General features: G+C 67.8%; 19 protein-coding genes. 7 read left to right on the top strand and 12 right to left on the bottom strand.

The genetic code is table 11. From position 1 onward, the window contains the following. Positions 1–145: 145 nt before the first annotated feature. From tssE to tssG, 3 genes are read left to right on the top strand one after another with little or no spacing between them, the layout of a single operon-like run. Positions 146–649, top strand: a complete 504-nt coding sequence (gene tssE / locus ACEN9H_RS30540) for a type VI secretion system baseplate subunit TssE (RefSeq protein ID WP_371763087.1) — start codon at positions 146–148, stop codon at positions 647–649. Between the two features lie 2 nt (positions 650–651). Beyond that, a complete protein-coding gene (tssF, locus tag ACEN9H_RS30535; protein WP_413673167.1) occupies positions 652–2508 on the top strand; it encodes a type VI secretion system baseplate subunit TssF in 1857 nt (618 codons plus the stop codon). Then, on the top strand, positions 2472–3566 hold the full coding sequence (tssG, locus tag ACEN9H_RS30530) for a type VI secretion system baseplate subunit TssG (RefSeq protein WP_413673166.1): 1095 nt from the start codon (positions 2472–2474) through the stop codon (positions 3564–3566). Before tssF ends, tssG begins: the two co-directional genes overlap by 37 nt. 9 nt (positions 3567–3575) lie before the next feature. Here the strand turns inward: tssG and ACEN9H_RS30525 are convergent, their stop codons facing one another. The 5 genes from ACEN9H_RS30525 to ACEN9H_RS30505 form a co-directional block, all read right to left on the bottom strand. Then, entirely contained in the window at positions 3576–4283 is a 708-nt protein-coding gene (locus ACEN9H_RS30525) for an MOSC domain-containing protein (protein ID WP_413673165.1), read from the bottom strand. Between the two features lie 93 nt (positions 4284–4376). Further along, a complete protein-coding gene (locus ACEN9H_RS30520; RefSeq protein ID WP_413673164.1) occupies positions 4377–7511 on the bottom strand; it encodes an efflux RND transporter permease subunit in 3135 nt (1044 codons plus the stop codon). A 10-nt stretch (positions 7512–7521) separates the two neighbouring features. After that, the gene (locus tag ACEN9H_RS30515; protein ID WP_413673163.1) at positions 7522–8709 is read right to left on the bottom strand and encodes an efflux RND transporter periplasmic adaptor subunit; all 1188 of its coding nucleotides are present in this window, start codon (positions 8707–8709) and stop codon (positions 7522–7524) included. Between the two features lie 10 nt (positions 8710–8719). After that, the gene (locus ACEN9H_RS30510; RefSeq protein WP_413673162.1) at positions 8720–9952 is read right to left on the bottom strand and encodes a TolC family protein; all 1233 of its coding nucleotides are present in this window, start codon (positions 9950–9952) and stop codon (positions 8720–8722) included. Between the two features lie 189 nt (positions 9953–10141). Then, positions 10142–10486, bottom strand: a complete 345-nt coding sequence (locus ACEN9H_RS30505) for a hypothetical protein (RefSeq protein ID WP_413673161.1) — start codon at positions 10484–10486, stop codon at positions 10142–10144. A gap of 173 nt (positions 10487–10659) precedes the next feature. On the opposite strand from ACEN9H_RS30505, the gene ACEN9H_RS30500 reads away from it, so the two are divergent. Both ACEN9H_RS30500 and ACEN9H_RS30495 read left to right on the top strand, forming a co-directional pair. After that, positions 10660–11247: a papain-like cysteine protease family protein gene (locus ACEN9H_RS30500; protein ID WP_413673160.1), complete on the top strand. Its 588-nt coding sequence runs from the start codon at positions 10660–10662 to the stop codon at positions 11245–11247. Between the two features lies 1 nt (position 11248). Beyond that, positions 11249–11869, top strand: a complete 621-nt coding sequence (locus tag ACEN9H_RS30495; protein ID WP_413673159.1) for a hypothetical protein — start codon at positions 11249–11251, stop codon at positions 11867–11869. A 3-nt stretch (positions 11870–11872) separates the two neighbouring features. Here ACEN9H_RS30495 and ACEN9H_RS30490 read toward each other — a convergent pair whose 3' ends face one another. The 6 genes from ACEN9H_RS30490 to ACEN9H_RS30465 all read right to left on the bottom strand — a co-directional run bounded on the left by ACEN9H_RS30490 (position 11873) and on the right by ACEN9H_RS30465 (position 19071). Further along, positions 11873–13249, bottom strand: a complete 1377-nt coding sequence (locus ACEN9H_RS30490; RefSeq protein ID WP_413673158.1) for an HlyD family efflux transporter periplasmic adaptor subunit — start codon at positions 13247–13249, stop codon at positions 11873–11875. Then, positions 13236–14798: an FHA domain-containing protein gene (locus ACEN9H_RS30485; RefSeq protein ID WP_413673157.1), complete on the bottom strand. Its 1563-nt coding sequence runs from the start codon at positions 14796–14798 to the stop codon at positions 13236–13238. Before ACEN9H_RS30485 ends, ACEN9H_RS30490 begins: the two co-directional genes overlap by 14 nt. Positions 14799–14809: 11 nt before the next feature. After that, on the bottom strand, positions 14810–16207 hold the full coding sequence (locus ACEN9H_RS30480) for an efflux transporter outer membrane subunit (RefSeq protein ID WP_413673156.1): 1398 nt from the start codon (positions 16205–16207) through the stop codon (positions 14810–14812). Further along, entirely contained in the window at positions 16204–18153 is a 1950-nt protein-coding gene (locus ACEN9H_RS30475) for an HD domain-containing phosphohydrolase (RefSeq protein ID WP_413673155.1), read from the bottom strand. The genes ACEN9H_RS30480 and ACEN9H_RS30475 overlap by 4 nt, the downstream gene beginning before the upstream one ends. Positions 18154–18218: 65 nt before the next feature. Then, on the bottom strand, positions 18219–18638 hold the full coding sequence (locus tag ACEN9H_RS30470; RefSeq protein ID WP_413673154.1) for a DUF4399 domain-containing protein: 420 nt from the start codon (positions 18636–18638) through the stop codon (positions 18219–18221). 13 nt (positions 18639–18651) lie between these two features. Next, positions 18652–19071: a DUF4399 domain-containing protein gene (locus ACEN9H_RS30465; protein ID WP_160407117.1), complete on the bottom strand. Its 420-nt coding sequence runs from the start codon at positions 19069–19071 to the stop codon at positions 18652–18654. A gap of 154 nt (positions 19072–19225) precedes the next feature. On the opposite strand from ACEN9H_RS30465, the gene ACEN9H_RS30460 reads away from it, so the two are divergent. Further along, positions 19226–20398: a formylglycine-generating enzyme family protein gene (locus tag ACEN9H_RS30460; RefSeq protein WP_413673153.1), complete on the top strand. Its 1173-nt coding sequence runs from the start codon at positions 19226–19228 to the stop codon at positions 20396–20398. A 3-nt stretch (positions 20399–20401) separates the two neighbouring features. Here ACEN9H_RS30460 and ACEN9H_RS30455 read toward each other — a convergent pair whose 3' ends face one another. Beyond that, positions 20402–22435, bottom strand: coding sequence for a protein kinase domain-containing protein (locus ACEN9H_RS30455; RefSeq protein WP_413673152.1), 2034 nt, complete (start codon positions 22433–22435; stop codon positions 20402–20404). Between the two features lie 225 nt (positions 22436–22660). Between ACEN9H_RS30455 and ACEN9H_RS30450 the strand changes: the two genes are divergently transcribed. Further along, the gene (locus ACEN9H_RS30450) at positions 22661–22948 is read left to right on the top strand and encodes a hypothetical protein (protein WP_056133709.1); all 288 of its coding nucleotides are present in this window, start codon (positions 22661–22663) and stop codon (positions 22946–22948) included. Positions 22949–23000 lie beyond the last annotated feature (52 nt).

The raw sequence follows: 23000 nt of genomic DNA, 5'->3' as shown, positions 1-23000 counted from the left end.
TAGTCCTTCGTGACGGTTTTTTTTCTGCTATGACCTGCAGTTTTGCTACTGCTCAAAGTAACCGTGGGTCATTCCCAACTGAACTATTTTTTCGCGCCTGACTGTGTGAAGATGCCGGCTTGCGCTGCCGGCATGGAGGAGTTCGATGGAAGGATTCACGCCTGGTTTTTTCGACCGTCTGCTGGGCACATCGGTGCGCGGTGCCGGTAACGCCACCGTCTCGCGCATCACCGCCGAGGATTTCAAGGATGCCGTCGCGCGCGACCTCGAGGCGTTATTGAACACGCGCTCCGTCATTCCCGAAAATTCACTGCAGGGTTTCCCCGAGTGCAGCGAGTCGCTCGTGACCTACGGCTTGACGGATTTCGCCGACCGCTCGCTGTCGAGCCCGAGCGACCGCGCTTACATCTGCGACTGCCTCGAAAAGACCATCGCCCGCCATGAACCGCGCCTGCGCAACGTGAAGGCGGTACTCGAAGTGCGCGACGAGAGTGCGGTGAACCGCCTGAAGTTTTCGATCACGGCGGTGCTCGTCGCCAGCGCATCGGAAGAACCGGTCAATTTCGACGCGCTACTGCAGCCGTCGACCCTACAGTACAGCATCAACAAGGCGGGCAGGACGTCGCCGGCCGCGTCCGCGCGAGGCTAAGCTTGGAACAATTGCTACCGTATTACGAGCGCGAGCTCGGCTACTTGCGCCGTCACCTGCGCGAATTCGCCGAGCGCTATCCGAAGATCGCGGGCCGCCTGCTCATCAGCGGCGAAGTGTGCGAAGACCCGCACACCGAACGCATGATCGAATCGTTCGCGCTGCTGAACGCGCGTATCGCGAAGCGGCTCGACGACGACTATCCCGAATTCACGGAAGCGCTGTTCGACGTCCTGTACCCCCATTACCTGCGCCCGTTTCCCTCCTGTTCGATCGCCCACATGGATTTCGGGGGGACCGCCAACCAGCAGACGGGCATCAGCGTCCTCCCGCGCGGCACCGCGCTGACTACGCGACCCGTGCGCGGCGCGGCCTGCACGTTCCGCACCGTCTATCCCGTCACCGTCGCGCCGCTTGCGCTCACCAGGGCCGCGTTCTCCGCCATCATCGACCATCCGGAAGCCGTGCGCCTGCCGGAAGGCGCGGGCTCCGGCCTGAGCCTGACGCTCACCGCCACGGCCGACCAGTTGCGCCTCGGCCGGCTGGCCCTGCCGCGCCTGCGCGTGTTCATCGATGGCGAACCGTCGTTCTGCGCGGCGTTGCGCGACACGTTGTTCATGCGGGCCGCGGGCGCGTACGTCGAGGCGGATCGCAATGGCCGCTGGTTTCCCCTGGACGCGATCCCGATCGAGCCCGCCGGCTTCGCCGACGACGAAGCCCTGATCGATTTTCCCGCGCGTTCGCATACCGCTTACCGCCTGCTGACGGAGTACTTCTGCTTCCCCGACAAGTTCAACTTCTTCGACATCGACCTGGCCGCACTCATGGCCGCGCTGCCGACCGCGCTGGCGGCCGGCGCGACGACGGTGACGCTGCACCTGGCGCTGGCGGGCCTGCGCGCGGATTCGAACACGGCGCGCATGCTCGGCACGCTGTCGACCAATAACCTGCTGCTCGGCTGCACGCCCGTCATCAACCTGTTCCCGCAGCGCGGCGAGCCGATCCGCCTGACCCACGCGAGCGCCAGCTACCCCGTGCTGGCCGACGCGCGCCGCGCCTTCGCCTACGAAGTGCAATCCATCGAATCCGTCAACCTCGTGCGCCAGACGCCGCAGGGCGAAACCGTCGTCGAATTCCACCCGTTTTACTCGCTCAAGCACGCCCAGACGCCCGAGCAGAACGGACATTACTGGGTGCTGCGGCGCGACGAGACGCTGGCCGAGCGCAGCCCCGGCTACGAGACGCAGATCGCCATCGTCGACATCGACTTCGATCCGGCCGCCGTCGAGACGCAAACGCTGAACATCCAACTCATCTGTAGCAACCGCGACCTGCCGGCCTCACTCTCCTATGGCCAGCTCGGCGGCGATTTGTTCCTCGAAGGCGGCTCGAGCATGAAGACGATCAACTTCCTGCGCAAGCCCACCATCACCTACCGCTTCGAGAGCGCCCGCAGCGCCCATTGGCGCCTGATCTCGCACCTGACGCTGAACCATTTGTCACTGGCAAACGGCGGCGTCGATGCCTTCCGCGAGATGCTCGCCCTGTACGACCTGCCCCGTTCGCCATCGTCGCAGCGCCAGATCGGCGGCATTGCCGGCATCGAACAACGTACCGCCAGCGCCTGGATGGCGGGCAATCCGTTCACCTGCCTCGTGCGCGGCGTGGAGGTGCGCATCCTCATCGACGAGGAAGCCTTCGTCGGCAGCGGCATCTATGCGTTCGCCCACATCATCGAACGGTTTCTCGCCCTGTACGTGCACGCCAACAGCTTCACGCAACTGGTGGTGGTGTCCAATAAAACCGGAGAGGAATTATTGAAATGCCTACCGAGAAGCGGCGATTTGAGCCTGCTGTAATCGAGCGCCTGTTCAGGGAACCCTATCGTTTCGAGTACTTCCAGGCCGTGCGCATGCTCGAGCTCTGGCTCAAGCGGCACGGCGGCCCCCAGCACGACGCCATCGCGCATTACGTGCGCTTCCAGAACTCGACGTCGCTGGGATTTCCGGCCAGCCAGCTGGAAGCCATCCAGCCCGAGCCGCGCGACCTCGACCGCGGTGCGCACGCGCTCGGCAAGGCATTGCAGGAAGCAAGACTCAGCTACATCCGCGTCACCCCCTCCTTCATGGGCCTGTTGAGCGCCACCGGCGTGCTGCCGGCCCATTACACGGAGCGCATCGCCGACCACCAGCAGCGCCAGTCCGACGAAGGTCCACGCGCCCTGCTGGACACGTTCTCGAACCGCTCGCTGGCCCTGTTCTACGCAGCCTGGCGCAAATACCGTCTGCACTTCAAATACCAGCTCGACGGCCAGGACACCTTCCTGCCACTGCTGCTGGCGCTGGCAGGGCTCGGCCACGATGCGCTGCGCCGGCGCCTGACGCACCACAGGGACGGCGCGCTGCTGGACGAATCGATCGGCTATTTCGCCGCGTCGATCCGCCAGCGCCCGCCCTCGGCCGTGCAGATGGGGCGCGTGCTGTCCGAGTATTTCGACCACCCGGTACGCATCGAGCAATTCGTCGGGGCCTGGTACGACGTGCCGTCCGCCCAGCAGACCGTCCTCGGCCACTCCACCGCCGTGCTGGGGACGAGCGCGATGGCCGGCGACCGCGTATGGCAGCGCGACCTGCGCCTGCGCGTCGTGGTGGGTCCGCTGGACCACGCGGGTTTCTCGTCGTTCCTGCCGGGCGGCCTCGCGGCGCGCGCCCTCAAAAGCCTGCTGGGCCTGCTGGCCGGCGTCACGCTCGAATACGAGGTCGAACTGATCCTGCGCGGAGAAGAGGTCCGCAGCACCGTCCTCGGCCCCGCGCCGAGCGGGAGACTGGGTTGGGATGCCTATCTCGTCACCGGACCACAGGCGGATGATCGCGACGACGTCCGCTACGCCCTGCAGCCGATCGAACAGCTGGCCTGACGGGCAAGCCTACGGCACGACCTCGGCGGAAAACAACCGTTCCACCGGCGCGGGATCGAACAACCCGCGCCCATCCCAGCGCGGCAGGTCGATATCCGATTGCGAGGGCACCGCCTTGCCCGCGTAGCGCGGCCCCAGCCGGGCGATCATGCCCGGGAAGGCGCGGCAATAACTCGACGCGATGCCGGCCAGCTGGGCCAGCCGCTTATACGTGATCACGCTGGCGGGCGGCAGTGTATCGAGCACGTGGACGATGCGCTCGCGCCAGTCGTCCGACCAGGCCGGAAGCGGCGCGCCCGCCACGCGGATCCGGTCGCCCGGCCGGATCTCGCCGCCGCGCAGCACGCGTGCCAGCATGCCGCGCCGTGTGCCGATGCGCGTCGACAGGCCCAGGTGGAGCGCATCCAGGTGCCCGCACGCTTCGCACTGGAACATCAGCCGCAGCAGGGCGCTGTCGCCGACCTGCAGCACGGTACCGGAGACGAGCCGCGACGTGTCGACGTCCACGAGCAGGTTCTCGCGCAGCGTGTGCGGCGGCAGCGCGAACGCGTCGTACGCGTCCGTGCCGGCCAGCAGCAGCTGGCGCGGCGACAGCGGGTCGGCGTGCACGTCGCCGTCCAGTCCCTGGAATGCGATGGCCCTCACGCCATCCACGCGCACGGGTGGCGCGGCCAGGCTGGGGCGCAGGGCCAGGGCTTCGATCCGTCCGATGTCCATGTGCGTGTCCATGTCTGTGTCAGTCAGCGATGACAAAGTCTGCCACAGGTGCGGCCGATCCGGATGGCGTACCGGACGGCCGCATCGTGACGCTCAACGATTCGCCGGATCGCGTGAACTTCCGTGCGCCCACGTGTACAAGGCGGGCAGGATCAACAGGGTCAGCGCCGTCGACGACAGGATGCCGCCGATGACGACCGTCGCCAGCGGCCGCTGCACCTCCGCGCCCGTGCTCGTCGCCAGCGCCATCGGCAAAAAGCCCAGCGAGGCGACGAGCGCCGTCATCAGCACTGCGCGCAAACGTACCTGCGCGCCTTCGCGCATGGCCTCCGACGCCGTGTGTCCCTGATCGCGCAGCGAACGCACGAACGTCAGCATCACGAGCCCGTTCAGCACGGCCACGCCGGACAGCGCGATGAAGCCGACCGCCGCCGAAATCGACAGCGGCAATCCGCGCAGCCACAGCGCCAGCACGCCGCCGGTCATGGCGAACGGGATGCCGCTGAACACGAGCAGGCCATCCTTGACGCTGCCGAACACCAGGTACAGCAGCGCGAACACGAGCGCCAGCGCGGCCGGCACGACGAGCGCCAGGCGCTGGCCCGCGGCCTGCAGGTTCTCGAATTGCCCGCCGAGACTCAGCCACACGCCCGCCGGCACGTTCAACTTGTTCAAATCGGCTTGCAGCGCGGCGACGAACGACCCGAGATCGCGCCCGCGCACGTTGGCCGTCACGACGATGCGGCGCTTGCCGTTCTCGCGGCTGATCTGGTTCGCTTCCGGCACGAAGTCCAAGGTGGCGATCTCGGACAGCGGAATGCTGGCGGCCCGCCCATCGCGTGCAGGCAGCGAGATCGGCAGGCGCCGCAGCGTGTCGACATCGTTGCGCGCCCCTTCCGGCAGGCGCACCGTGATCGCGAAGCGGCGGTCGCCTTCGAACACGGTGCCCACGTCGCGGCCGCCGACCAGCGTGCCGAACGCTTCCTGCACGTCCGCCACGTTCAGGCCGTAGCGCGCGGCCTTGATGCGGTCGACGGCCAGGGTCAGCGCCGGTAAACCTTCCGTCTGCTCGATCTTGACTTCGACGGCGCCCGGCAGCCGATCGAGCACCTGCGCGATGCGCTGGGCCGTCGCGAGCATGGTCGCCGTGTCGTCGCCGAAGACTTTCACGGCCACGTCGCTGCGCACGCCCGAGATCAGCTCGTTGAAGCGCAACTGGATCGGTTGCGAGAACTCGTAGTTGTTGCCGGGGATGCGGTTGGCCGCTTCCGCGATCGCGGCCACGAGCCCGGCATGCGTTCGTCGCGGCGTCGGCCACTGGCTTTCCGGACGCAGGATCAAATAGCTGTCGGCCGCGTTCGGCGGCATGGGGTCCGTCGCCACCTCGGCCGTGCCGATGCGCGCGAACACGCGTTCGATCTCGGGAAATTCGCGCAGCAGGGCGGTCTCCAGCTTCTGCTGCATCGCCACCGATTGCTGCAGGCTCGTGCCGGGAATCCGCAAGGTCATCACGGCCAGGTCGCCCTCGTTCAGGTTCGGCGCGAATTCGGTGCCGAGGCGCGTCGCCAGCAGGCCCGTCAACAGCACGGAGAGCACGGCGAACGTCAGGGCGACCGGGCGGTTGCGCAGGGTCCAGTCCAGCAGCGGCCGGTACCAGTCGCGCGCCTTGTGCATCAGGCGGTTGTCGTGTTCGGCCACGTTGCCGCTGACGAACAGTGCGACGGCAGCCGGCACGAACGTCACCGACAGGATCATCGCGCCGACGAGCGCCATCACGACCGTGAGCGCCATCGGGTGGAACATCTTGCCTTCGATGCCGGACAGCGCGAGCAGCGGCAGGTAGACCGTCATGATGATCACCTGGCCGAACAACAGCGGCCGCCTCGCTTCCGCCGCCGCAAGCGCCACCTCCGTGCGGCGTTCCGCGCCAGTCAATGGCCGCCCGACCTCGGCCTGGGCGATCCCTAGCCTTCGTATGCAGTTCTCGACGATGACGACGGCGCCGTCGATGATGATGCCGAAGTCGAGCGCGCCTAGGCTCATCAGGTTGGCGCTGACGCCCGCCTGCACCATGCCCGTGAACACGAGCAGCATCGTGAGCGGGATGACGAGCGCCGTGACGAGCGCCGCGCGCAGATTGCCGAGAAAAGCGAACAGGATCGCGATGACGAGCAGCGCGCCTTCGACGAGGTTGTTGCGGACCGTGCCGATCGCCTTGTTCACCAGCACGGAGCGGTCATACACGGGCAAGGCCTGTACGCCCGGCGGCAGCGAGCGGTTGACCTCGTCCAGCTTGCGGCGCGCGCTGTCCGCGACGGCGCGGCTGTTCTGGCCGACCAGCATGAAGACGGCGCCCAGCACCACCTCGCGACCGTTCTCCGTGGCGGCGCCGGTGCGCAGCTCGCGGCCCGGTTCGACGTCGGCCACGTCGCGCACGCGCACGGGTGCGCCGTCGACGACGTCCAGCACGATGTTGCGAATCTCCTCCAGCGTTTTCACTTGTCCCGGCGTGCGCACGACGAATTGTTCGCCACCGCGCTCGATGTAGCCGGCACCTGCGTTGACGTTGTTGCGGTCGATGGCATTTACCAAGGTCGCCAGCGACAGCCCGTGCCCGGTCAGCTTCGCCATGTCCGGCGCGACCTGGTATTCCTTCAAATAGCCGCCGATCGTGTTCACTTCCGTCACGCCCGCGACGCCGCGCAGCTGCGGCGCCACGATCCAGTCCTGGATCTCGCGCAGGTCGGCCGGCGAGTAGGGCGTGCCGTCCGGCTTCAGCGCGTCCGGGCGCGCTTCGACCGTCCAGTAAAAGATCTCGCCGAGGCCCGTCGCGATCGGACCCAGCGCGGGATCGGCCTGGTCCGGCAACCGGCTTTTCGCCTGTTGCAGCCGCTCGCTCACGAGCTGGCGGGCGAAATAGATGTCGGTGCCTTCCTTGAAGACGACGGTGACCTGCGACAGGCCGTAGCGCGACAGCGACCGCGTCTGTTCGAGCCGGGGCAGACCGCTCATCGCCGACTCGATGGGGAAGGTGATGCGCTGCTCGACTTCCAGCGGAGAGTATCCCTGCGCCGCGGTGTTGATCTGCACCTGCACGTTGGTGATGTCGGGCACCGCGTCGATCGGCAGGCGCTGGTAGTTAACCACGCCCAGTCCGGCGAGGGCGAGGACGGCGAGCACGACCAGCCAGCGGCGCGCGATGGCGAATGCGATAAGTTGTTGGAACATGGTCGCCTCGTCAGTCGTCGTGTTCGGCTTCGCTCTTGCCGAGGTCCGCCTTCAGCAGGAAGCTGCCGCCCGCCGCGACGACGTCTCCCGCCGCCAGCCCGCGCACGATCTCGATCCGCTTGCCGTCCGAGCGCCCGGGCACGACGTCGCGCAGCGCGAATCCGGCCTTCGTGCGGACGAACACGACGCTGTGCTCGTGGATCGTCTGGATGGCGTCGCCGGAGACCGTGACCGGCACCTGCGCCTGCGGCCCCATCAAGTCGACGCTGGCTAGCATGCCCGGCCGCAGGCGCGCGTCGCGGTTCGGCAGGACGATGCGTGCCGTCGCCATGCGCGTCGTCTCGCCGAGGACAGGGCCGACGAAGGCGACGGTGCCGTCGATCTCGCCCGGCTGCGTGCCGACGCTGATCTTGGCCGCCATGCCCGCGCCGACCTGGCCCAGGCTGTCGGCGGGCACGGCCGCTTCGATCCACACGTGCGACAGGTCGGCGATGGTCAGCAACGGCTTCGTCTCGTCGACCGCCTGGCCCGCGACGGCGGGCCTGTCGACAACGACGCCGTTCAGCGGCGCGCGCATCGTCACGCTGCTGGACACGCCGCCGCCCGCCTCGATGCCGAGGGCGGCCAGGCGCTGCGTGGCGGCCTGCGCGGCGATCTCCGCTTCCTGCATCGCCGTCGCCGCGGCTTCCAGATCCTGGCGGGCCGAGATACGCTCGTCCCACAGCGTCTTTTCGCGCTGATACGTCGTGCGGGCAAGCTGCAGGCGCTGGCGCGCGCTGGCGGCCTCGGCACGCCACTGCGCGACGGCCGGGCTCTGGATCGTCACCAGCGCCTGGCCCTTGCGTACCAGGGCACCCGGCGTCACGAGCACGGCCTGCACGATGCCCGGCGCGGGGGCGGCCAGCGCGACGGTGCGTTCCGCGTCGGTTTTGACTTGCGCGGGCAGGTGCAGCCGTTGCCGCAAGGTGGCCGGAGCGGCCGTGTCGAGGGCGATGCCGTTGGCCTTGATCTGCGCCTCCGTCATCGCGATGCCGCGTGCGCCCGCGTCTTCCGCTGCGCCGGTTTCCGCGCCGCGGTCGTCGTGACCGTGCGCATCTTTGGTGGGGACCGCATCCTGGCGCGTAAAGAGCATCAGGCCGGCAAGGAGGAGGGCGAACGCGCACATCAGCGCGATCGCCAGGGTCTGTTTCTTCGTCATGGTGTTCTCTTCAATCTTGATCGGTGCCGGCGAGGCGTTCGATGTCGGCCCAGGCGCGCCAGGCGGTTTCCAGGCTGTCCCATTGGCGCGTCTGCACCTGGAACCATGTGCGCTGCGCGTCGAGCACGTCCAGGAAGGAAAACTTCCCGTACTCGTATCCTTTCAGCGTCTGCTCGTACGCGGTCTTCGCGCCGGGCACGACGTCGTCGCGCAGCAGCCGGGCTTCCTGTTTCGCCGTTGCGTAGCGCGTGTGGGCGGCCGTCAGCGCGGCCGCCGTCTCGACCCGGGCTGCAGCCAGTTCGTCGTTCGCTGCATCGGTACGGCGCAAGGCCGCACGCAGGGCGTCCTCGTTGCGGTTGAACAGGGGCAGCGGCACGGACAGGCCGACGACGGCCTGGCGCCGGCCCGCCTGGTCATCCTTTTGCGTGCCCACGGACAGGGTGACGTCCGGCACGCGCGCCGCCCGCTCGACATCCGCCTGCGCCTGCCGCGCCGCGAGCTGGCCGCGGGCGCGTCGGACCGCGGTGGACTCGCGGGCCAGCAAGGTCGCGATGGGGGCGGCGTCCGGCAACCGGTCGCTGTCGTCTTCCAGCGCGAGGGTGTCCGCAGGACGGCCGACCAGCGCGGCCAGCCTTGTGCGGGCGATGGCCAGCGCGGCCGTCGCCTGGGTCAGCGCGGTCGATGCGTCGACCGCGGCGAGGCGGGCCCGCGTCTCGTCGATCGGCGAGATTTTTCCGGCCGCCACGCGCTTGCCGGCCACGTCGACGGTCCGGCGCGCGAGGTCCGTCAAGGCCTGGGCAAGCGCGAGCCGGTGTCCGGCGATCAGGACGTCGTGGTAAGCGGCGATGACCTCGCCCCGGATGGCCAGCCGCTGCGCCAGCCGGTCGCCGCGCGCCACGTCGGCCGCGCCCTGGGCGAGCGCGACGCGGGCCCGGCGTTTGCCGCCGAGCTCGATCGGCTGGTTGATCTGCACGGTGGTCGTGCGCGTGCCCGCCTGCTGGCCTTCGCGCAGCCAGGACAGCTCGGGATTCGGCAGGCGGCCGGCCTGGCCGACGAGGGCTTCGCTCGCCGCCACCTCATGCGCGGCCGCGCGCGCGGCGGGCTGGTCGAGGGCGAGCCGGATCGCTGTGGATAAGTCGATGGGGGCGGTGTCCGCCGCGACGCGCAGGGGCTCGGCGCCGCAGCGCCATGCCAATGCGGATGCGAGGACGAGCACCGCCAGTCTTTGTCTGAATGTGTTCATGCGTGCTCCTGAAAATGGGAGCGTCGAAAAACCTGCTGCGCGTTGCCCTATCGTCCTGCGATGCTCGCTGTACTAGCGTACAGCTGTGCTTCTCGAACGACATTGCTGCCGCTCGCGACGGTTTTTCGAGGCTCCCGATGGTCGATTCAGGCGCGCGGGGATGTGTGAGGGATCAACGCCGCGCGCGGGTCAGGCGGCGGCAGGCCATTGCGGCCGTTCGGGACGGCTCGCGGGCGGCGCTTTGAGGTAGGGCGGGAAGAAGGCGATGCTTGAAGCGTGCCGGCGCTCGGCCGGTATCACGACGAACGACGCGGGCAGGCAGGCCGTGTGTCCGAACGTGCAGGCCGCGCAGTGCGGGTCGGCCAGGGAGGCGCCGTCGTCGTCGGCCACGAACACGGGCCCGTCTACGCCCGGCGCGGCGACGCTGTGGTGGCTCACGCCGGCCGGCGTCATCGCGCAGCACTTGTCCGCCACGGCCAGGGCGACCTGGAATGGATAGACGACCAGCAGCAGGATGAGGATCAGGCGGCGCATGGCGCAATGATACCGCATTAAAAGATGGCGTTATTCATCAATGAGCGGCCTCAACCAATCACGGGAATCAGGTTGGGTTCGCAACCGATCTGCATATACCTTTATCGGGAGGGTTTATCCATATGTGGGTGATTCCCGAAATAAACGATTGAACTCGCTGGAGGGTCGCCGTAATGAAAAGCGCACATATTCTTGGCGGAATTTTTTTATTGGGAACTTTATCCGCCTGTTGTCATCCACCGTTGGTGTCCACGATCGACGTCCCGACATTGCCGCAGCAGGCGTCGAACTGGTGCTGGGCGGCCAGCGGGCAGATGACCATGCGTTTCCTGGGCCATGACGTCGCCCAATGCGTGGAAGCGAATCACCGTTTCGGCCTCACGACGTGCTGCGAAAATAATTCCGGAAGCTGCAATAACGGCGGCTGGCCGGAATACGAGAAATACGGTTTTACGGCCGACCAGACCTCCGATACGGCACTCACCTTCAGCCAGGTCAAATCGCAGATTTACTGCAAAAAGAAACCCATCGCATTCAGCTGGCACTGGCCCGGCGGCGGTGGCCACATGATGGTCGTAAAAGGTTATTTCACCGTGAATGGCGTGCAATACGTGGATGTCAACGATCCCGAGCCTTATACGGATCTGGATACGCTGGCCGGCGGCACGGAAACCATCATGACGTATGCCGATTACGTCAGCCGCGCGGGTGACCACACCCACTGGAACGACTATTACAACATCACGTACAAAGGTGACTGACATGCGCAAACTTCCTTTCGCGTTGGTCGTTGCGGTCGTCCTCTTCCTCGCCGGCTGCCAGACGAGCCAACCCCGCCCCAACCACAGCCAGGACACCGCCGCGCAACATGGCCTGGCCACGCTCCGGCAGGTCGTCAATGCCGGCAACTATGCGTCGCTCGGTTTCGAGTCGGAGGCCGAGGTACGCCAGGCCACGCTCGGCGCGCCGCTGCAGGTCTACCGGGTCCAGCTCGACGCCCTGCGTGCCTTTACCGAGAACACCGATCCGGAAACGCTGCTCGTCGACATCCGCCGCAGCCTGTACCCCGTCAAGGTCGGCGACCGGGTGGCCACGGCGATCTTCGTCACCGGGTCGCGCGAAGGCTGGCGGGCGTCCGAACTGGGCAACGCGGCCGTCGCACGGCTCGTCAGCCGCTATCGTCACGGCGAGGGCGATTTCGTCGTGCACGTGGCGGCGATGAAATCCTGGTTCGTCGCCGACCGGGTCGAAGGCAAGCTCGTGCTGACGCCTGTGATGGACGACCCACGCACCAAGCTCCGGGCGGGAGAAACCGTGCCGGCGGACGTCGTCTTCCTGCAGCTCAAGGCGGCGTCCGAAGGCTACAACGGCTTGCCGCAGTAGCGATCACCCGCCAAGCTGACGGAACGGGTCGAAGGCCAGGTCGATCAGGCGGCGCTTGCGCACGACGATTTCCGCACTCGCCGTCATGCCGTAGCGCAGCGGGTACGACGTGTCGCCCACGGTGTAGTGATCGCGCTCGAGGGCGACGCGGCCTTCGTACACGGGCAGCCGCGTCTGCGGCGAGGCCCGGGTCGCGGGCGCGATGGTCTGCAAGGTGCCGTCGATGATGCCGTAGCGCTGGTAGGGAAAGGCATTGAATTTCACCTGCACCGGCAAGCCTTCGCGGAGGAAGGCGCGGTCCTGTTCGGGGATCTCGATCTTCAGCAGCGGCCGCGTGTTCTTCGGCACGATGCCGCCCAGCGGGGTGTTCGCCTGGATCTTGTCGCCGGGCTGCGTGGACGTCACCTCTGTGATCACGCCGTCCACGGGCGCAAGGATGCGCAGGAAATTGTCTTTGTCGATGTTCTCGAACTGGATGCGCGATGCCGCATCCGCCACCAGCCGCGCCGTCTGCACCTGCAGGCGCAGCTTTTCCTCGACGTTGGTCGCTTCGCGCGTCGCCGCTTCGTACTGCAGGCGCAGGCTCGCGAGCTGCTGGCCGCTCGTCTCCAGTTGCGAGCGGGCCTCGGTCGTCTCCAGGCTCTGGCGCGCGGCGAGCTCGCTCGCGCGCGATTCCGCCACGCGCACCGCGTTCTCGGCTGCCTGCAGCGCATTCTTCTTGCCCTCCACCTGCAGTTGCGAGACCCCGCCGCCGCCCGGCAACGCGAACAGGCGCTCGTACTTGGCCGCCTCATCGCGCGCCGCATCCCGTGCCCGGCGCGCGTCGTCGAGGTTCGTGCGCGCTTCCTGCGCCTGCGCGCGCTGGCCGGCGGCGAGGCGGCTCGTGCCCTCGGCCTGGCGGCGCTCGTGCTGGCGTTCCTCCGTGTCCATCGCTTCCTTGAGCGCGGCCACCCGCTCGTCCAACAAGGCTTTCTTTTGCGGGAATTCCTTCCATTCGCGCTCCGCGTCTTCCAGTTTCAGGCGCGCCTCCAGCGCATTGCGCGCCGCCTCGATGGCGCCCCGCGCGTACAGCCGCGCCACCACGTCGCCCTTGAGCACGGGCTGCCCCTCGGCGATATAGATGTTGGCCAGTTCGCCGTCGATGGGCGCATACAGCCGGCGCACCTCGGATGCCGGCACCAGCGTGCCCGGCGCCATCACGAGCACGTCCGCGCGGCCGAAGAACGACCACGCCAGGCCGGCCAGCACCAGCGCCACCATCACGTAGATGGCCAGGTGCGTGAAGCGCGCCGGCGTGGCCGTCAGGATGCCGATGCCCTCGTCGCTGTGGTCTTCCAGCGCGCCGATCAGCGGGCGCACCGGTTTGTCACTCGTTGCCATCGCCGCCTCCTGTCAGGGCCAGCTTGCGCAGGTCGCTCGCCGCCTGCGCATACGTGTCGCGGAATGCCGGGACGTACGTCGAGATCGTCGCGAACGCGCGCTGGTGCGCCGGCTGCTCGTCCTGCCACTGGCGCACCATCCGGCTCAGGCGCGCGCCGTCGGCCGCGTCACGCACGGGGGCCGCCGCGCCGCCGCGCGCATGGACGAACCGTTCCACGTCGCCGACCCAGGCGATTTCCGCCACGAGCACCCTGGCATCCGCGTTGTGGGTGCCCAGGCGCCGCATGCGCGCCTCGGCCTGCACGGTGCGATCGAAGCGGCGCGCCTTCAGGTCCGCCATCCACTGCGGCAGTTCCGCTTTCAGCAGGGCTTCCGTGCCCAGCGCCTTCATGTCCGCATTGTCCGGGTCGCGCGCGAGACGGTCGTCGGCGAGGCGGGCCGCGGTCGCGAAATCGCCGCTGTCGACGAGGCCCTGCAACGCGCGCTCCGGCGCGCCGGCCAGCTGGAACAGCAGGATGAGCGCCACCACCAGCGCTCCCGCCATGGCCAGCCAGCGGCGCAGGCGCGCGGGGTCGGTGTCGCCGGCGGCGCCCATTGCGTCCAGCAGGGCGGCCGTCATCAGGGCGGCCTTGCCGCGCCGCATGTCGCTCTTGCTGTGCGCCGGCTCCACGGCGGCAGGGTTCACCTCGTCTTCCTGCGCGCCGGGCTGCTCGTCGGCGCAAAAGATGTCGAGGAAGGAGCCGGCCGACGCGACGAACGTCGTGTGGTCCGCATCCATCGCCGCGGGGGAGGCCGCCGGCGGCAACGACACCCGCGTGACGGTCGGCTCGGGCCCGGCCTGTTCCCATTGCAGGCGCACGCGGTAGACGAAGTGATGACCGCCGAACGCGAGCACGTCGCCGTCCTCCAGCGCATGGGCGTGCTCGTCGAGCCGCACTGCGCCGATGAACGTGCCGTTCGTGCTGCCCAGGTCTTCCACGTACGGCACGCCCGCCTTGAGGAAGATGTGCGCGTGGCGGCGCGACAGATAGCCGACCTGGTGCGGTTCCTTCTCCTTGTAGCGCGCGAACGTGTCGTCCACCTTGCTGATCAGGAAGGGAAAGCTGGTGATGACGATGGCTTCCAGCCCGAGATCGGCGCGTTCCGGTTCCAGCGTGAGACTGGCGAGCCGCGCCACCGGCGCCGCTGCCGGCGGCGACGCCTGCAGCCGCACCCGGTACGCGAGCACGCGCGCCAGGCCGACCTCGTCGCCGTCGTGCAGCCGCACGATGCCATGCCGCACGGCCACGCCGTTGACGGTGGTGCCGTTCTTGCTGCCCAGGTCGGCGATATACGCGTCGCCACCCTCGACGAAGACGCGCGCATGGCGGCGCGACAAATCGGCCACGAGCTCGGGCGGATACGCGGCGAACGGCGGCTCGGTGCGGCCGATGGCGAACAGGCCGTCGTCGATGGCGAGCGGACCGAGCTCGGGATGGTTCAGCGGTTCGAGCACGATGCCGACACGCTGCGCCTGCATCTTGCCCACCAGGACTTCGTCAGGCGCCATCGGAGCGTCTTTCAATGCTGCGCCGCATCGGCCACCTCCACGGGCGGCCAGCCGCCGCCCAGCGCCTTGTACAGCGTCACCGTGTCGGACAGGATCTGCTGCCGGTTGGCGAGCAGCGCCAGCTGGGCCCCCAGCAGGGAGCGCTCGGTCTCGAACACTTCCAGCTGCGACGCCACGCCCTCCTTGCGCTGCGCATCCGTCGTGCTGGCCACGAGCCGCAACTGGTCGACCTGCTGCTGCAATTCTTCCCGCTGCTTCTTGTGCGCCTCCAGGTTGACGAGCGCGTTTTCCACGTCTTCGAATGCGGCCATGACGGTCTGGCGATAGGCCTGCTCGGCCACCTTGGTCTGCGCCTCGCTCGTGCGCACGCGCGCCTTCACGCCCGGGTCGAGAATCGGGAAATTAATGCTGGGCAACAGCCCGAACGTGAACGATTTCAGCAAGGACGACAGCGCGAAGCTGGACGTCCCGCCGCGCCCCGTCAGGCTGATCGACGGCAGTTGCGCCAGCTTCGCCTGCCCCGTCAGGTCGTACGCTTCCAGCACGCGGTATTCGGCCGCGACGACGTCGGGCCGGCGCTTCAATAATTGCGACGGCAGGCCGCCCGGCACCTCGGGCACGCGCACCCGCTCCTGCAGGCGGCCGGCGGGCATCTGGAAGTCGCCGGCCGGCACCCCGATCAGGGTCGCCAGCGCGTTGGCGGCCAGTGCGCGCAGGCGCTGCAATTCGATCGACTCGGTACTCAGGCGGTTGACCTCGGCCGATTGCTGCAGCACACGCGTGTGCGGGATGAGGCCGTTCTGCTCCATCGCCTGGTATGTGGTCAATATGTCGCGGTTGCGGGCCAGCGTCTGACGCTGCTGGTCGATCTGTTCGTCGAATTGCAGGATCTGGAAATACGTCGTCGACACGTCCGACACGAGCTTTAAATAGCCCGCGCGCCAGTCGGCCTCGGTGGCGGAAAACTCGGCCTTCTGCGCCTGCACGCCCTTTTCGACCTTGCCCCAGATATCGATGTCCCAGTTGGTCTGCGTGGCCAGGTTGAACTGCTTCGTGAACGGTTGACCCGTGACCTTCTGGAAGCTCGCGCCCGCACCCGCGTCGAGCGTGGGCAGCGCGCCTGCCCGCGCTTCGCCGATCTGCGCGTTGGCCACGCCGATGCGCGCGGCGAGCACGGCCAGGTCGACATTGCCGGCGAGCGCGCGGCTGACGAGCTGGTCGAGGTAGGGATCGCGGAATTCGTGCCACCAGTCCGGCACGATCAACTCCGTCTTGGACAGCGGCAGGCTGGCCGAGTTCGCCCATGCCGTCTTGGCCGGTACGGACGGCCGCGCGTACGGGCGCATGCCGACGTCGGCGCAGGCGGCGAGCAGCAGGGCGGCAACCAGGCAAAGGAGACGGCCGGTCATGGCGCCATCCAAGCACGGGCGTCGACGAACACCTGGAACAGCCGCGCATCGATATGCCCCGCGTCGCATTCCTCGTGCATCAGGTCCAGCGCCTGTTCCACGGGCACCGCCTTCTTGTACGGCCGGTCTCCGGCCGTGAGCGCATCGTAGATGTCGCAGATCGTCAGGATGCGCGTCTGGATGCTGATCTGCGGCCCGCGCAGGCCCGACGGATAACCGGACCCGTCCAGCTTCTCGTGGTGGCCATGCGCGATCGCGGGCACGCCGGCCAGGTCTCTCGTCCACGGGATCAGGACGAGGAACGAATACGAATCCACCACGTGTTCCTCGATCTGGCGCCGCTCGTCCGCCGTCAGGCAGCCTTTCGCCAGGCTCAGCGCAGCCACCTCGTGGTCTTCCAGCAGCGCGAGCGGATGGCCGTCCGGGTCGTGGCAGCCGTAGTGGACGATGTCGCGCAAATCGGGCAGGGTGCTGCTGCGCGAGATGGCGGGCTCGTTGGCGCTGCGGATCGTGGCGAGGAAGCCGTCGAGCCGCGCCGCTTCCTCGGCCAGGCGCGCATCGGCGGTTTCTTTCTCGGCCCGGAACGTCGCCGCGCTCCAGCCCTCGTCGATGTGGCGCTGCGCGAGCGTGTGATAGGCCTGGCGCTCCAGGCAGGCGCGTGCGTACAGGAAGCGCTGTTCCAGCAGGCGCATGTCGGCATGGTGCAGCTTTTTCTCCTTGCGCAGCACGTGCTCGCGCACGCCGACCTTGCCGAAGTCGTGCAGCAGCGCAGCATAGCGGATCTCGCGCAACTGCTCGCGCGTAAAGGCAATACGGCGCACGTCCGGATCCTGCGCGCGGTCGAGCGCCGTGGCGAGGCGCTCGGCATAGCCCGCCACGCGGAACGAGTGGCCGGCCGTGACGGGATCGCGCTCCTCGATCGCCTGCACGGACGCGCGCACGAAGCCGTCGAGCAGGCGTTCGATGTCGGAATACAGCTGGAAATTCTTGAGCGCGACGGCCGTTTCCGCGCACACGCCCGTCAGCAGTTCGAGGTCGGCCTCCTGGAACGCGCGCGGGTCGGACGAGCTGTCGACCTGGATCAGCCCCAGCACTTCCTCGCCCACGATCAGCGGCGCGCACATGACGCTGCGGATCGCCTGGGCGACGATCGAATCCTGCGCGGCAAAGTGGCGGTCGGCCAAGGTATCGACGGACAGGATCGCGCGCTTCCTGCCGAGCACTTCGTCGACGATCGTGTGCGACAGGCGCGCCTGCCTCGGATCCTCGACCATGCCGTTGCGCCGCCGCGCCGCCACCGGTACGGGCGGGTCACGTTCGTTCTGGCGCAGCAGGATGAACGCGCGCTCGGCCAGCGGGAACAGGTCGAAGATGAAATTCATGATCTTTTCCGTCAAGGTCGCGCGGTCGGTGACGGCTCCCAGCGCAATGCTGACCTGGGCCATCGCATGCAGTTTCAGCACCGATTTCTCGAGCTCGCCGCGGGGCGCATCGCGCGGGCCGGCCGCCGGCACGTACTGGGTGACGTCGACCGACTTCCTGATCACCGTCGGCATGCTGGCCGCGCCGGGTGCGACCAGCGAGCGGAACACGAGCTGGGTAGAGGCGAGCGCCAGTTCGTCGCCGTCGCCCAGCACGTGCCACGACCCGGGCTGCAGCCGCGCGCCGTTGACGAACGTGCCGTTCGACGAGTGCAGATCCTCGACCGACCAGGCATCCCCGCGGCGCCGCACGCGCGCGTGGCGGCGGCTGATCGTGTGCAGCGGGATGCAGATGAACTGGTCGGATGCGAGCGCGTCCTGGCGATCGCGGCCGATCACGACCTCGTCGTGCAACGGAAACAGCCGCGGCCGGACCTCGCGCCCGCCCAGCAGCTCGAGATACGCGCTGACGCCGCCTTCCACGGGCGGTGCTGCATAAGGTTCCGGTGCCGGTTCGATCGCCATGTCGTCCTCGCCATAAGACCTGTAAGACAATGACGCCGCGCTACAGTTCGCGATTATTTCACCGCTCATTTGACTGTAATCGTGATTTTTTTGGACTGGACCGAAGGGTCGAACGTGACGTGCTGGTCGTCGCCCATGACGAGCTGCAGCGTATGCCTGCCGGGCGGCAGCTCGATCGTCGTCTCCGTTTCTCCGGCGCCGAAGTGCAGGTGATTGCGGTCGTTCGGGATCTCCACGCCGGGTCCGGGCGCGTCCGTGTCGATCAGCAGGTGGTGGTGGCCCGTATTCGGAAATTTCACGCCTTTCGGCGCCACGCCCATGTTGCGCAGGCCGAACCAGACGCGGATCGGCTTACCGGATGACACCACCTGACCGTCGTTGGGCCAGCCGATGTACAGGTAGGCGTTGGGCGGCGCCGGCGTCGGCCCGGCGGCGAGAACCGAAACGGCGGTGGCGAAAAGGAGGGCTGCCAGTCGTATGCGCATGGGGGCTCCTGTTTCACTTGACCGTGACCGTAATCTTTTTCGAGTAGACCGGCGGATCGTGCGGAATATGATCCTTGTCGGCCAACAGCAGCTGCAGCGTATGCGAACCCGGCGGCAGTTCTATTCTCGCCTCCGTTTCGCCGGCGCCGAAATGCAGGTGGTTGCGGTCGTTCGGCACGGCCTGGTCCATGTTCTCGGGCAGGTCGGTGTCGATCAGCAGGTGGTGGTGGCCCGTCTTCGCGATGTCCGTGCCCTTGGGCGCGATACCCATGTTGCGCAAGCCCATCCGCACCCAGAACGCGTGACCGACGACCATGCCGTCGCTGGGCCAGATGAAATACACCTGCGCGTTCTCGGGCGACGGCGTGCGTGCCAGCACGGGCACGGCCTGCAATACCACCGCGCTCAGTATCAAGACAATTGTTTTGCGCATCGTCCTCTCCTGCCCGCCGTGCGGGCCGCTGTTCCGGCAGCATCCGTCAACCGGGATGCATGGCACCTGTGCCAGCACAAACGTGCGGCGGGCACAATCGCGGCGGCCAGTGGTCTAAGCGGTTTCCTGACACTTGCGGAGGCGGCCTGTGTGGATGAGGCTCTTGATCCTGTGCAGCCTGATGGCGCTGGCGGCCGTCGCGCCCGTGCGTGCGCACGGGTTGCCCACGACGTTCCAGATGGCGGGCGTCCTGCCCAAGAACAGCGCCGAGCAGTTCGAGCTGGCGTTCTGGAATTCCGTCAAGGACAGCAAGCAGGTCGGCGACTACGAGGCTTACCTGCAGGCCTATCCGAAGGGGCGCTTCGCCAGCCTGGCGCGCACGCGCATCCAGCAGCTGAAGGCGGCCCCGCCGCAGGCGCCCGCGCCCGCGCCCGCGCCTGCGAAGCCGGCCGAGAGCAAGCCCGCAGGCACGCCGCCGCAGACGAAGACCGCGCCGAAGCCGCCACCGCAAGCGCAGCCGACCCGGCCGCCCGACCACAAAATACGCCCTGTGCCGGCACCCGTCGACGGCGGCCGGGAACGGGCGCTCGCGGCGGGACCGGCCGGTTCCGTCGCCACGATGAAGGATTGCGACGTCTGCCCGGTGATGGTCGCGCTGTCGCCGCGGCCGTTCATGATGGGCAACAACAGCAGCGATCCATCCGAACGCCCCGCGCACAAGGTGGCGCTGCACACGCCGTTCGCGATCGGCAAGTACGAGGTCACGGTGGGGCAGTGGAACCAGTGCGTCCGGGCCAGCGTGTGTCCGACGATGCCGTCGCTGGGCAACGTGCCCGAGGACCTGCCGATGCGCGACGTCAGCTGGGACGAGGCGCAGCTGTACCTCAAATGGCTGGGCACGGTGAGCGGGAAGCCGTACCGCCTGCCGACCGAGGCCGAGTGGGAATACGCGGCGCGCGGCGGCACCACGACCCGCTACTGGTGGGGGCAAGAGATGAAAGGCGGGAATTCGAGTTGCGCAGGCTGCGGCATGCCCTGGAGCGAGGAACGCCCGCCGCCGGTCGGCAGCTTCCCCGCCAATCCGTTCGGCCTGAACGACATGAACGGCAGCGTGTGGGAATGGGTGCAGGATTGCTGGCACAGCACGTACAAGGGGGCGCCCGCCGACGGCAGCGCCTGGGTCGAGGGTAACTGCCAGGCGCGCGTCATCCGTGGCGGTTCGTGGCGCGAAAACGGCAGCTACATGCTGTCCACCACGCGTTTCAAATACGACGCCAGCGTGCGCCAGTCGCAGAACGGGTTCCGGGTCGCGCGGTCGCTCGATTGATGGCTAGCGCCGCGCGTGCGTCGTGATCTGCAAGAAGTCGACGCCGATCGCGCCGTGTGCCCTGGCGATCGCGGCAAGTCGCTCGTCCAGGGCGCGCAGATACGCCGGTCCCGGTTCCGCATCCGGACGCAGCCCCTCGAACAGCGGCACGGACGTGGTCACCAGCACGAGCATGTCGGTGCCGAACGGCGGACCGATCACCCAGTTGCCGAGGCTGCCGATGGTGGCAGTGTACCGCGGCGGCGCCAGGTTTTCGCGCGCGGCCGCATTGGGCAGCAGGTGGACGACATTGCCGTCCAGGACGAAATAATCGACCGACACGTACGACTGGTAGTCCGGCGTGGCCACGTCGACCATCAGCGTATCGCCTGCCGCCAGGTTGCCGCCCCGGCCGCTGCCCGGGTTCAGGCGGAGCGACACGCCGGCCGTGCGCGACGCGACCCAGTAGCGGCCGAGGACGCGCATCAACGGGCACTTCGCATCGTCGACGTCGTGCAGGGTCAGCTCGACCCGCGTCACGCCCGGCAGTGCCGCCAGCATCGTCTTGAGGCGCGCCGGCCCCACGCTGTGCGCGAGATAGCCCTGCACGCTCACGACACGCCCATCGATGGCGGGCACGAGCGCCGAGCACGGCACGCCGGCCAGTACGGTGGAGACGGCCGCCAGGGTCGGCGGCGGCGCAGGCGCAGGGGGTGGCGAATGCGCGGGCGGCGGCGTGGCGGCGACGGACGCGGGCGGTCCCTGCGTGGCCGGCGCGGTGCCATGCCGCGGCAACAGCAGGCGCAGCGCGACGAACACGACCAGTGCGGCGGCCGCGGCGGCCAGCGCGGTTCCGGCCCCGATCAGCAGCGGCTGCCGGCGCCGCGCGTCGCGCGCACCGATCTCCTTCAAAAAACCGTTGACGGTGGGCGTGCGGAGCTCGCGCCGCAACGCGAGCGTATTGCGCAGCGCGCGCCATTGCCTGTGGCCGAGTCCGGGCGGCCGCTGCGGACGCAGGCCCGCATCGCGCGCCTGGAGGGCAGACAGCCGGTTGAACGGGTGGCGCCCCGTCAGCAATTCATACGTGATGCAGCCGAGCGCATAAATGTCGTCGCGCGGATCGGGCTCGCGGTTTTCCAGCATCTCGGGACTCGCATAGGCGGGCGTCAGGGCGCCGAGGCTGCCGGGATCGAAGACGGTCACGTCCGAGTCCTCTTCCGCCTTCTGGAACACGCGCGCGATGCCGAAGTCGATGACCTTGACGCCGCCCGGCTCCGTCAGGATCACGTTGGCCGGCTTGAAGTCGCAGTGGACGAAGCCGCGCTCGTGCGCATAGGCGAGCGCCCGGCCCATGCCGCTCACGATCTTCATCGCCTCGTCGAACGGCAGGACGTGGAAATCGGGCGCGCGCAGCATCTGGCTGAGCGACTTGCCCTGCAGGTATTCCATCGTGATGTAGACCATCGCCCCATCGCGGTCGAAGTCGTACACGGCCACGATGTTCGGATGGGCCAGCGCCTGCGCCTTGCGCGCTTCCCGCTGCAGGGAGATCAGCGATTTGGGGTGCCCCTGGAACTGTACGTTCAGCACCTTGATCGCAATATAGGGATGGCGGTCCGACGCTTCCAGCTTGCGCAGGTCGAGCGCCTTGTAGACGGTGCCCATGCCACCGAAGCCGACGCATTCCTCGAGCACGAAGCGGCCGTTGAGCGTGTCGCCGACGCCTTTCATGCGCTCGACGGCCGCGCCCGGCGGGCCGGCGATGCCCGTGGGCTGCGTCGGCGGTTGCAGGGGTTTCGTCTGGACATAGGTTTCTTCGTCGCTGACGCGCTCGCGCTGGCGCTGGCGCGCCTCGATCGCCTGCGCGATGCGGCGCTCGACTTCGCCATAGACCTCGGCCGGCAGCGGCGCGCGGCGATGCGCATCGTTGAGGGTCTTGAGCAGGCTCGAGACGCTCTCGGGCGTACTGGCCAGCAGGCGGTCGACGCGCGCGAACATCTCGGCTTGCCCGAGGGTGCCGCTCTGGAACTGGCGAAGGGTATCGGCGAGGTTGTCCATGTCTTCCTCTGACAGGTGCGCCGTGTGCAAATTCACCGTACAGACGATGTGTTGTTCCCGGCCAAACCGCGTCACTCCCAGTGTTGGACCGAACCCACCGGATACCGGATAAAACGTCGCGAATGGGCGCAAAAGGTGCTGGCACGGTTCTCGCAAAGAGTAGGGTGAGCACGACGAAAGCGGCTCGCCAACCAACCTGACTTCATACACTCAAGGAGAAACACGATGAACACGCTGTCGATCAAAGACCTGGCACTCACCTGCGAACTGGACCGCGGCGCGATGGCGCATGTGCGTGGCGGTCACGGCAAGATGCAGCAACCGTCGCATGGGCTGTCCCCGATGCCGGTGTACTTCCCGAGCTACAACTCGACCGTCGACGTCGACCAGAACCTGCAGCAGTTCCAGAACGTGACGAACGCGACGGCCAACGGCTCGGCCTTCATCGACGGCGTCACCGTACACAACAATACAAGCCAGTTCGGCCAGAACAACGCGGTGGTTGCTCATTAAATGTATCACTGAGCGGAACCAACGCGAATTTAATCTGTCACTCATGCCGGCC

This window comes from Massilia cellulosiltytica (genome assembly GCF_047325105.1).
Classification (GTDB): Bacteria; Pseudomonadota; Gammaproteobacteria; order Burkholderiales; family Burkholderiaceae_D; genus Telluria; species Telluria orientalis.
This window is presented reverse-complemented; position numbering and strand designations above follow the sequence as displayed.